Source organism: Caulobacter sp. GW821-FHT09B08 (assembly GCF_059418225.1).
This window is the reverse complement of record NZ_JBWKPL010000003.1, coordinates 321,530-330,614: the sequence shown is the minus strand read 5'-3', so window position 1 is coordinate 330,614 and position 9,085 is coordinate 321,530. Positions and strand designations below refer to the sequence as shown.

The window sequence follows — 9,085 nt, the reverse complement described above, 5'->3', positions numbered from 1 at the left end:
GAGGAAATCGTGATGAAGGGTCTTCGGACCTGGCTCGCCTTGGGCGTGGCCGGGAGCGTGATGGTCTGCGCCTCGAGCGCGGCGGCGGGAGCCTTCTACATCCAGGAACAGTCGGTGAAGGGCGCGGGTCGCGCCTTTTCTGGCGAGGTCTCCGATGTCGGCGCGGAATCGATGTTCTGGAACCCGGCGGCGATCAGCCGGCTGGAGGACAAGGAGTTCTACAACGGCGCCTTCGGGGTGTTCGTCAAGGGCACGGTGACCGACGAGGGCTCGACCCTGCAGCGGCCCACCCTGAACGTCCCGGCGGTGCTGGGCACGCCGATCCCGGGCCTGCCGAACGGCGTCACCGGCCTGCTCAGCGGCGTGCTGCCGGGCCTGACCAACGGGGTGCTGATCCCCACCCTGAACAGCCTGCCCAACATCCCCTTGCAACCGGCCCTGCCGGTGGGCGGCAATTCGGTGGCCAAGGACCCGATCCCCAAGTCGATCGTCCCCAACTTCGCCTTCGCCATGCCGGTGACCGACCGGATCTCGTTCGGCGTGGGGATCAACGCCCCGTTCAACGCCATCACCACCTATGACGGCGACAGCTGGGTGCGCTACGGCGCGATCAAGTCGCGGTTCCTGAACATCAACCTGCAGAGCGCGGTGTCGGTGCGGGTCACCGACTGGCTCAGCGTCGCGGGCGGCGGCAATGTCGACTATTTCGACGCCACCTTCAGCCAGATGGGCCCCGACCTGACCGCCCCGTTCCCGGACGGCAAGATCGAGGTCAAGGGCAGCGACACCCGCTTCGGCTGGAACGCCGGCGCCCAATTGCATCCGGGCAAGCGCCTGACGGTCGGGGCCAGCTATCGCTCGGGCTACAAGCACCACCTGGACGGCGACGTGACCATCTACGGCTTCCAGGGGCCGTTCTCGCTGGTCACCAGCAAGCAGGAGGCCACGACCAGCTTCGACCTGCCGTGGATCGCCACGGCGGGGGTGACGGTCAAGCCGATGCGGAACCTGGCGCTGCACGCCCAGGTCCAGCGCTTCGGCTGGAGCGACTTCGACAACGTGGTGGTCGACCTGAAGGGCGCGGGCCAACTGCTGCCCGGGGCCCTGCTGCCCAAACAGATCACCGTCCACGAGTTCTACAAGGACACCACCAATGTCGCCGTCGGCGCCGACTTCCGCGCCGCCAAGTGGCTGACCCTGCGGGCCGGCGTCCAGAAGGATCCGACCCCCACCAACGACGAGTACCGCGACCCGCGCGTACCCGACGGCGACCGCATGCTCTATACGGTGGGTTCGACCATCACCCCCAAGAAGGGCATGCATTTCGACGCCAGCGTCGGCTACGTGAAGCTGAAGGAAAGCCAGATCCACAGCGACCAGGTGCTGTACGACGGCACGGCCTTCCCGATGAACCTGTCGCTGCGCGGCCGGTCCGAGGGCAAGGGCTGGGTTGGCGGCGTCGGGGCGCGGTTCACGTTCTGACGGCTGGGAACCGGGAGGGCTTGCCGCTCGCCCGGTTCCGGCGTCTTCTTCTCTCAAACAAGTGTTGGGAGGGGCGGCCATGAACCGTCGACAGTTGTTCCTGAGCGCCGGTGCTCTGGGCCTGGTGGGCGCGGGCGGTTTCGCGCTCGCCCAGGGCTTCCAGATCTCGGCCGCCGCCGAGGCCTGGCTCTACGCCCTGCCGATGGTCGAGATGGCCACCACCCGCGCGCGGTTCCTCAAGGCGCCCGGCGCGGCGATGAACGCGCTGATCCACGGCCGCGAGCTGTCGGACCACACCTCCCGCCGGGTGACCACGCCCAACAACGACACGCTCTATTCCACCGCCTTCCTCGATTTGAGCCGGGGTCCGGTCACCCTGACCGTGCCGCCGACCGGCAAGCGCTACTGGTCGGCGGCGATCATGGACATGTTCACCAACAACAACGCCGTGCTGGGCTCGCGCACCGTGGGCGGGGAGGGCGGGACCTTCACCCTGGTGGGGCCGGGCCAGCCGTCGAACGGGCCCAATCCGGTGCGGATCGCCACGTCGCACGCCTGGCTGCTGATCCGCACGCTGGTCGTCGACGAGGCCGATGTGCCGGCGGTCCACAAGGTGCAGGACGGCTTCAAGCTGACCGGACCCAAGGCGCCCATGCCGCCGGCCTATGTCGAGCGCGACGCCCCGGCGACCGACTATTTCGACACGGCCCGCAAGCTGCTCGCCGCCGATCTTGCTCCGGCGACCGACCAGAAGGTGCTGCGCAAGACCGCCGCCTTCCTGGGCGCGGGACCCTTCGACGCCGGAGCGGCCGATGTCGGCGTCAAGCAGGCCCAGATGATCGCCCGCTTCGCCAAGGGACGGCAGACCTTCGACGACGGCTGGGCCTATCCGCGCGCCAACCTGGGCGACTACGGCCAGGACTATATCTATCGCGCGGTGGTCGCCCTGGCGGGGCTGGGCGCGCTGCCAGTGGCCGAGGCCATGTATATGAAGGCGGCCGGCGATGACGGGGCGGGCCTGTTCACGGGCGACGGTCTCTACCGCCTGCCCCTTCCCGCCGACCTGCCGCTGGACGGCTTCTGGTCGCTGTCGATGTACGAGGCCACGGCCGACGGCCAGTTCTTCTTCACCGACAATCCGCTCAAGCGCTACGCCCTCGGCGATCGCACGGCGGGTCTGAAGCGCGAGGCCGACGGTGCGCTGAACCTGTGGATCGGCCGCACCGACCCGGGCGGCGACCGCTCGTCCAACTGGCTGCCTGCCCCGAAGTCAGGCCCGTTCGCGATGTACCTGCGAACCTACCTGCCCAGGGCCGAGTTGCTGGACGGGCGGTTCCGCTTCAAGCCGGTGGAGAAGGTCTAAGGCGGGTTGCGCCCAAGAGGAGGTGATGAAAACTTCCTCCCATGTCGATTGACCCGCAAACCCAGTTGCAGCGAGCGATAGAGCGAAGAGCTTGCCAGGTACGACGCGGAGAGCACGATTGGACATTCTCGTTCGGTGAGGCGGCGAGGATCGTCGTTACCGTCCCTTGGCGGATCATCCGTAACGATACGATCGCCCTTGCTGATGAAGATGACGCTCAGCAATTTGGCTTGCCTGAGCCGGTCGACGGTGAAGCGAAGGCCAACGCCCTTTTCGAGGGGCGGATCGTTCAGGGCGTGGAGCTGGACGCTGTCACCGCCGATTTGCGGGTGCTCTTCGACGGAAACACACGATTGGATCTGTTCAACAACTCGGCGGGCTATGAAGGCTGGCAGGCTACCTTGCGGGCAACCGATAGAGAGACATCGATTGTCGCGCTCGGAGGCGGCGGCGTGGCGGAGTTTTAACCTAGCCCTCCCACTGGAACACCCGCTCGATCCCCACGCCGAACACCTGGGCGATGCGGAAGGCGGCTTCCAGCGAGGGCGAGTACTTGCCCTGCTCGATGGCGGCGATGGTCTGGCGGGTCATGCCGATGCGCTGCGCCAGGTCGGCCTGGGTCATCTCGCCGTGCTCGAAGCGCAGGCGGCGGATGTCGTTCTTGATAGGCGGAGGGGCGGGCATCAGCAGGCTCGCCGATAGCCGAGGATGATGCCGCCGTGCCGGGCCAGTTCCGACACGGCCAGGGCGGCCAGCATGGCGTTGGCCATGGCTGTCCGGTCGAAGAAATAGACCGTCACCGCCGCCATCATGGCCGCCACCTGGAAGACGTAGAACGCCCCGGCGGTGGCTTGCAGGCTGATCAGGCGCTCGCGCTCGTCCTGGGCGGCCTTGGCGTCGTCGGGCGCCTGGATCGCGGCGGCCACGTGCAGGACGATCTGCAGCACCACCAGGATCACGATGGTGGCGGTGAAGGCCGGGCCGATCCCGAAGGGCTGTCCGGCCAGGGCGGACTTGGCGAACAGGGTGAAATAGGCGCCGTAGACCACCAGGGTGGTCCAGAATGAAATCCACGCGCTCTTTTCGCGATAGGGCATCGGCCCGCTCCGTGATGTAAAAAATCTTGTACATTGAGTGCGCTCGGATCGCCTCGATGTCAAATATATTTTACATCACTTCAGCGCGGCCTCCAGATGCTCGACCAGCAGCCGCACCTTGGCGGGCAGGTGACGCAGGTGGGGATAGACGGCCCAGACGCCTTCGTCGGCCGGTCGGTGCGCCTCCAGCAGCGGGACCAGGGTCCCGGCGGCGATGGGGCCGTCGACATAGAAGTTGGGCAGTTGGCAGAGACCCAGGCCCGCGATGGCCGCGTCCAGCACGGCCTGGCCACTGTTGCAGCGCCAGCGGCCGCGCGGGCGGACCGCCACCTCCTGGCCGGCCTCGTTGAACAGCCAGGTCTCGCTGGCCCCGACGACGCAGGCGTGGTCGGCGATGGCCGCCAGGGTTTCCGGCGCGCCCGCCTTGTCCAGATAGGCCGGGGCGGCGCAGAGGCGGCGGGTGCGCGAGGCCAGGCGGCGGGCGATCATCCGGCTGTCGCTCAGGCGTCCGAAGCGGATGGCCAGGTCGAAACCATCGGCCACCAGGTCGCGGATGCTGTCGTCCAGCTCGATGTGCAGCGACAGGCGCGGATGGGCCAGGGCGAAGGCGTTGACGGCCGGGACCACGTAGCGCTCGCCATAGGCCGACGAGCAGGTCATCCGCAGTTGGCCCTTCAGCTCGCCCTCGTCCTCGCCGACCAGCTGCATGGCCGCGTCGCGCTCCTGGATCAGGGCGCGGCAGCGGGCCAGGAACAGGCGGCCCGCGTCGGTCAGGCTGACCTTGCGGGTGGTGCGGTAGAGCAGGCGCGTCTGCAGCCGGTCCTCCAGCCGCGCCACCTCGCGGCTGACCCCGGACGTCGACAGGCCCAGGCGCGCGGCGGCGCGGCTGAAGCTCTCGGCCTCGGCCACCGCCACGAATTCGTCGATCCCGTCCCATCGGCTCATGGGGCGGTCATGCGGCCATTGTCCCAGCAGTGCAATAATGTTTTGCGCGGTTCGGGATTATCGCCCACGCCTTGGGGGCGTAGGAACGAGCTGAACAAGAATCCGGAGACCTCGCCATGAAGACCCGCGCCGCCGTCGCCTTCGCCGCCAAGCAGCCGTTGGAGATCGTCGAGGTCGACCTGGAAGGGCCCAAGGCCGGCGAGGTGCTGGTCGAGATCAAGGCCACGGGCGTCTGCCACACCGACGCCTACACCCTGGACGGCCTGGACAGCGAGGGCCTGTTCCCCTCGATCCTGGGCCACGAGGGCGCGGGCGTGGTGGTTGAGGTCGGGGCGGGCGTCACCTCGGTGGCGGTCGGCGACCACGTGATCCCGCTCTACACGCCCGAATGCCGCCAGTGCAAAAGCTGCCTGTCGGGCAAGACCAACCTCTGCACGGCCATCCGCGCCACCCAGGGCAAGGGTCTGATGCCCGACGGCACCAGCCGCTTCTCCTACAAGGGCCAGACCATCCACCACTACATGGGCTGCTCGACCTTCTCGAACTACACGGTCCTGCCCGAGATCGCGGTGGCCAAGATCCGCAAGGACGCGCCGTTCAAGACCGCCTGCTACTGCGGCTGCGGCGTGACCACGGGTGTGGGCGCGGTGACCAACACCGCCAAGGTCGAGCCGGGCGCCAACGCCATCGTCTTCGGCCTGGGCGGCATCGGCCTGAACGTCATCCAGGGCCTGAAGCTGGTGGGCGCCAACATGATCGTCGGCGTCGACATCAACCCCGACCGCGAGGAATGGGGCCGCAAGTTCGGCATGACCCACTTCGTCAATCCCAAGGACGTCTCGGGCGATCTCGTCGCCCATCTGGTGGCCCTGACCGACGGCGGCGCCGACTACACCTTCGACGCCACCGGCAACACCGGTGTGATGCGCACCGCTCTGGAAGCCTGCCATCGTGGCTGGGGCGAAAGCATCATCATCGGCGTGGCCGAGGCCGGCAAGGAGATCGCCACGCGGCCGTTCCAGCTGGTCACCGGCAGGGTCTGGAAGGGCACGGCCTTCGGCGGCGCGCGCGGCCGCACCGACACGCCCAAGATCGTCGACTGGTACATGGACGGGAAGATCCAGATCGACCCGATGATCACCCACGTCCTGCCGCTGGAGGACATCAACAAGGCCTTCGACCTGATGCACGCGGGCGAGAGCATCCGCACGGTGGTGACGTTCTAGTTCGATGACCATCGAAACCCTCGCCACCCACCGCACCCAGGGCGGGACCCTGCGCTACTGCCGGCACGACAGCGCCAGCACCGGCACGCCGATGAAGTTCAGCGTCTGGACGCCCGACGGGGAGGGGCCGTTCCCCTATCTCGTCTGGCTGTCGGGCCTGACCTGCACCGAGGACAATTTCACCACCAAGGCCGGCGCCTATGCCTGGGCGGCCCGGCACGGCGTGGCCATCGTCGCGCCCGACACCAGTCCGCGTGGTGAAGGCGTGGCCGACGATCCGGCCTACGACCTGGGGCAGGGGGCGGGCTTTTATGTCGACGCCACCGAACAGCCGTGGGCGCCGCACTTTAAGATGTACTCGTACATCACCAAGGACCTGCTGGAGGCCGTCGACGGCGCCTTCCCGCTGGACCCGGCCCGGCGCGGAATCTTCGGCCATTCGATGGGCGGCCACGGCGCCCTGACCATCGCCCTGCGCAATCCGGACCTTTTCAAGTCGGTCAGCGCCTTCTCGCCGATCGTCTCGCCACTGAACTGCCCGTGGGGCGACAAGGCGATGACCGCCTATCTGGGCGAGGACCGTGCGACTTGGCGCGCCCACGACGCCTGCGCCCTGATCGAGGACGGAGCGGGCGTGGCCTTCGACGACATCTTGATCGACCAGGGCCTGGCCGACAGCTTCCTGGAAAACCAGCTCAAGCCCGAACTGATCGAAGCCGCCGCCGAAAAGGCCGGCCGCAAGGTCACGGTGCGCCGGCAGGAGGGCTACGACCACAGCTACTTCTTCATCGCCACCTTCGTCGGCGATCACGTGGCTTGGCACGCGGGGCGACTTTAGACCGGTTCAGTCCAAGTGCAGTGTCGCCGAAATTCGAGACTCGGCGTTAACTCGACACGGAAGCCTCGTTAGCCACACAGGCCGATATGTCTTTGAAGAACGACATCGCCGCATTCGACGTCATGAAGGCCGACTTGGAAGCCGAGCATTTCGGTGAATGGGTCGTCTTCCATGCGGGTCATCTCGTGCTGTTCAGCAGCAGCTTCGAAGCAGCCGCTTCAGAGGCTTTGGAACGGTTCGAGAATGGCCCCTATCTGATACGGCAGGTCGGAGCATCAGCGGTTAACCTGCCGGCGTCGGTCATGTACCGGCCAGCTCATGGCTAGCACTCAGGCGGGCTTCAAAGACGGCAGAGACGAGACAGCTCCCGATCTGCTGGTCAAACTTGGCCCCACCCTGCTGGTAGATATCGGTCTCAAGCCGCAATCGCATGGTCCAAATGGACCGGAGCTTCAGTTCAAGGGCTTGAGGGCTCTCGTTGACACCGGTGCGGGGGACAATTGCATCGATAGTGGGATCGCGGGTCTGGCTCGTCTGCCCGTGATCGATCAGCGCATAGCCAGTGGAATTGGCGGTGCGACCCGCGTGAACATTCACATGGCAAGACTCTACATACCGTCGTTGAAGCAACTGCTGTTTCAGCCTTTTGCGGGCGTCGAACTCGAGTCCGGCGGTCAGTGGCATCAGGCGTTGCTGGGGCGTACCTTCCTGCGGCCCTACACGATGCGCTACGTCGGCCCCACGGGCGAAGTCGAGATCTCGCACGCTGATTGACTCCTGGGCCGGTTGCCTACATAAACCGCCCCTTCTCGCCGCCGGCTTGCCGGACGGCGCGAAAAACGCATGACGGAATGACCCGACGCCGCCGTTGAGATCGCACCCTTTCGAGGGCGCCGGCCCGGATCGAATAAAAGAGTGACTTATGTCCAAGCGCCATAGCGCCAAGTACAAGATCGACCGCCGTATGGGCGAAAACCTCTGGGGCCGGCCGAAGTCGCCGGTGAACCAGCGGTCCTACGGCCCCGGCCAGCACGGCCAGCGCCGCAAGCAGAAGGTTTCGGACTTCGGTCTGCAGCTGCGCGCCAAGCAAAAGCTGAAGGGCTACTACGGCAACCTGACCGAGAAGCAATTCTCGCGCACCTACGAAGAAGCCGCTCGCCGCAAGGGCAACACGGCCGAAAACCTGGTGGGCCTGCTGGAATCGCGCCTGGACGCCATCGTCTATCGCGCCAAGTTCGTGCCGACCGTGTTCGCCGCCCGCCAGTTCGTGAACCACGGCCACGTGACCGTGAACGGCAAGCGCGTGAACATCGCCAGCTACCGCTGCAAGATCGGCGACGTGATCGCCGTCCGCGAAAAGTCGCGCAACATGGCCCTGGTCCTGGAAGCCGTCGCTTCGTCGGAGCGTGACTTCTGCGAATACGTCACCGTCGACGCCAAGAGCCTGTCGGCCACCTTCGTGCGCGCTCCGGAACTGTCGGAAGTGCCGTACCCGGTGAAGATGGAACCGAACCTCGTCGTCGAATTCTACGCTTCTTAAGCGTCGAACCCTCGAAGACGAACGGAAAGGCCCCGGGGAAACCCGGGGCCTTTTTCTTTGGAATTTTTTCGAGCGGGGCCTTGAAGCCGCCAAGGGCGCTACCTAGCTCTCATGAGCGGGCCGGGCCCCTCTGGCGAGTGATGCAAGCACTCGTGATGTCGGACCGCATCGGGTGTTCTCGATGCTTAATGGGTCCGGTTTTCCCCCTCCCTCGTTCCGGATCCGCATCGAGAGCACCCGTTCCATCTCACTGGACAGGGACCGCCCGATGCCGCTTCTGATGTGCCCCAACTGCGACTCCTCCATGCAGGCCGTGCAACGCGCCACCGTGGAGTTCGACATGTGCCCCCAATGCCGGGGCGTGTGGCTGGACAGGGGCGAGCTGGAAAAGCTGATGGCGATGGAGCGGGGCGAGGCCCAGCCCTCGACGCCGCGCCTGCCCGACTACGAGCGCCCCCGCGAACGGTCCGACCATCATCGGGGCGACTATCGTCATGACGACGAGCGCCGCCATCACGGCCAGGGCCATTACGGCAAGAAGAAGCGCTTCGACCTGTTCGACATCTTCGACTGATCCCCTAGTCCGTTAGAGCC

The 9,085-nt window shown here is 66.3% G+C and carries 12 protein-coding genes; 9 read left to right on the top strand and 3 right to left on the bottom strand.

Going from position 1 to position 9,085, the window contains the following annotated elements:
• The first annotated feature begins 12 nt into the window (after positions 1-12).
• The 3 genes from AC07OA_RS12240 (at position 13) to AC07OA_RS12230 (ending at position 3,312) form a co-directional block, all read left to right on the top strand.
• Positions 13-1,482 carry an OmpP1/FadL family transporter gene (locus tag AC07OA_RS12240; protein WP_494664082.1) on the top strand — a complete coding sequence of 490 codons (1,470 nt, stop codon included), beginning with the start codon at positions 13-15 and terminating at the stop codon, positions 1,480-1,482.
• 79 nt (positions 1,483-1,561) lie between these two features.
• Positions 1,562-2,845: a DUF1254 domain-containing protein gene (locus AC07OA_RS12235; RefSeq protein ID WP_494664081.1), complete on the top strand. Its 1,284-nt coding sequence runs from the start codon at positions 1,562-1,564 to the stop codon at positions 2,843-2,845.
• 41 nt (positions 2,846-2,886) lie between these two features.
• Positions 2,887-3,312, top strand: coding sequence for a hypothetical protein (locus tag AC07OA_RS12230; RefSeq protein ID WP_494664080.1), 426 nt, complete (start codon positions 2,887-2,889; stop codon positions 3,310-3,312).
• A gap of 1 nt (position 3,313) precedes the next feature.
• Here AC07OA_RS12230 and AC07OA_RS12225 read toward each other — a convergent pair whose 3' ends face one another.
• From AC07OA_RS12225 to AC07OA_RS12215, 3 genes are all read right to left on the bottom strand, one after another.
• The gene (locus AC07OA_RS12225) at positions 3,314-3,529 is read right to left on the bottom strand and encodes a helix-turn-helix transcriptional regulator (RefSeq protein ID WP_494664079.1); all 216 of its coding nucleotides are present in this window, start codon (positions 3,527-3,529) and stop codon (positions 3,314-3,316) included.
• Positions 3,529-3,942, bottom strand: a complete 414-nt coding sequence (locus AC07OA_RS12220; protein WP_494664078.1) for a hypothetical protein — start codon at positions 3,940-3,942, stop codon at positions 3,529-3,531. Before AC07OA_RS12220 ends, AC07OA_RS12225 begins: the two co-directional genes overlap by 1 nt.
• A gap of 75 nt (positions 3,943-4,017) precedes the next feature.
• Complete coding sequence (locus AC07OA_RS12215) at positions 4,018-4,887, bottom strand: LysR family transcriptional regulator (protein WP_494664077.1); 870 nt, start codon at positions 4,885-4,887, stop codon at positions 4,018-4,020.
• Between the two features lie 116 nt (positions 4,888-5,003).
• On the opposite strand from AC07OA_RS12215, the gene AC07OA_RS12210 reads away from it, so the two are divergent.
• The 6 genes from AC07OA_RS12210 (at position 5,004) to AC07OA_RS12185 (ending at position 9,065) form a co-directional block, all read left to right on the top strand.
• Positions 5,004-6,113, top strand: coding sequence for an S-(hydroxymethyl)glutathione dehydrogenase/class III alcohol dehydrogenase (locus AC07OA_RS12210; protein ID WP_494664076.1), 1,110 nt, complete (start codon positions 5,004-5,006; stop codon positions 6,111-6,113).
• A 4-nt stretch (positions 6,114-6,117) separates the two neighbouring features.
• Positions 6,118-6,951: an S-formylglutathione hydrolase gene (gene fghA / locus AC07OA_RS12205; protein ID WP_494664075.1), complete on the top strand. Its 834-nt coding sequence runs from the start codon at positions 6,118-6,120 to the stop codon at positions 6,949-6,951.
• Between the two features lie 92 nt (positions 6,952-7,043).
• A complete protein-coding gene (locus AC07OA_RS12200) occupies positions 7,044-7,277 on the top strand; it encodes a hypothetical protein (protein ID WP_494664074.1) in 234 nt (77 codons plus the stop codon).
• A complete protein-coding gene (locus AC07OA_RS12195; RefSeq protein WP_494664073.1) occupies positions 7,270-7,725 on the top strand; it encodes a hypothetical protein in 456 nt (151 codons plus the stop codon). Before AC07OA_RS12200 ends, AC07OA_RS12195 begins: the two co-directional genes overlap by 8 nt.
• A gap of 148 nt (positions 7,726-7,873) precedes the next feature.
• A complete protein-coding gene (gene rpsD / locus AC07OA_RS12190) occupies positions 7,874-8,491 on the top strand; it encodes a 30S ribosomal protein S4 (protein WP_494664072.1) in 618 nt (205 codons plus the stop codon).
• Between the two features lie 268 nt (positions 8,492-8,759).
• The gene (locus tag AC07OA_RS12185; RefSeq protein ID WP_494664071.1) at positions 8,760-9,065 is read left to right on the top strand and encodes a TFIIB-type zinc ribbon-containing protein; all 306 of its coding nucleotides are present in this window, start codon (positions 8,760-8,762) and stop codon (positions 9,063-9,065) included.
• The last annotated feature ends 20 nt before the right edge of the window (positions 9,066-9,085 follow it).

Coding starts and splice junctions, on each gene's coding strand:
- AC07OA_RS12240 (WP_494664082.1), top strand. CDS start 13: ATGAAGGGTCTTCGGACCTGGCTCGCCTTGGGCGTGGCCGGGAGCGTG.
- AC07OA_RS12235 (WP_494664081.1), top strand. CDS start 1,562: ATGAACCGTCGACAGTTGTTCCTGAGCGCCGGTGCTCTGGGCCTGGTG.
- AC07OA_RS12230 (WP_494664080.1), top strand. CDS start 2,887: ATGTCGATTGACCCGCAAACCCAGTTGCAGCGAGCGATAGAGCGAAGA.
- AC07OA_RS12225 (WP_494664079.1), bottom strand. CDS start 3,529: ATGCCCGCCCCTCCGCCTATCAAGAACGACATCCGCCGCCTGCGCTTC.
- AC07OA_RS12220 (WP_494664078.1), bottom strand. CDS start 3,942: ATGCCCTATCGCGAAAAGAGCGCGTGGATTTCATTCTGGACCACCCTG.
- AC07OA_RS12215 (WP_494664077.1), bottom strand. CDS start 4,887: ATGAGCCGATGGGACGGGATCGACGAATTCGTGGCGGTGGCCGAGGCC.
- AC07OA_RS12210 (WP_494664076.1), top strand. CDS start 5,004: ATGAAGACCCGCGCCGCCGTCGCCTTCGCCGCCAAGCAGCCGTTGGAG.
- fghA (WP_494664075.1), top strand. CDS start 6,118: ATGACCATCGAAACCCTCGCCACCCACCGCACCCAGGGCGGGACCCTG.
- AC07OA_RS12195 (WP_494664073.1), top strand. CDS start 7,270: ATGGCTAGCACTCAGGCGGGCTTCAAAGACGGCAGAGACGAGACAGCT.
- rpsD (WP_494664072.1), top strand. CDS start 7,874: ATGTCCAAGCGCCATAGCGCCAAGTACAAGATCGACCGCCGTATGGGC.
- AC07OA_RS12185 (WP_494664071.1), top strand. CDS start 8,760: ATGCCGCTTCTGATGTGCCCCAACTGCGACTCCTCCATGCAGGCCGTG.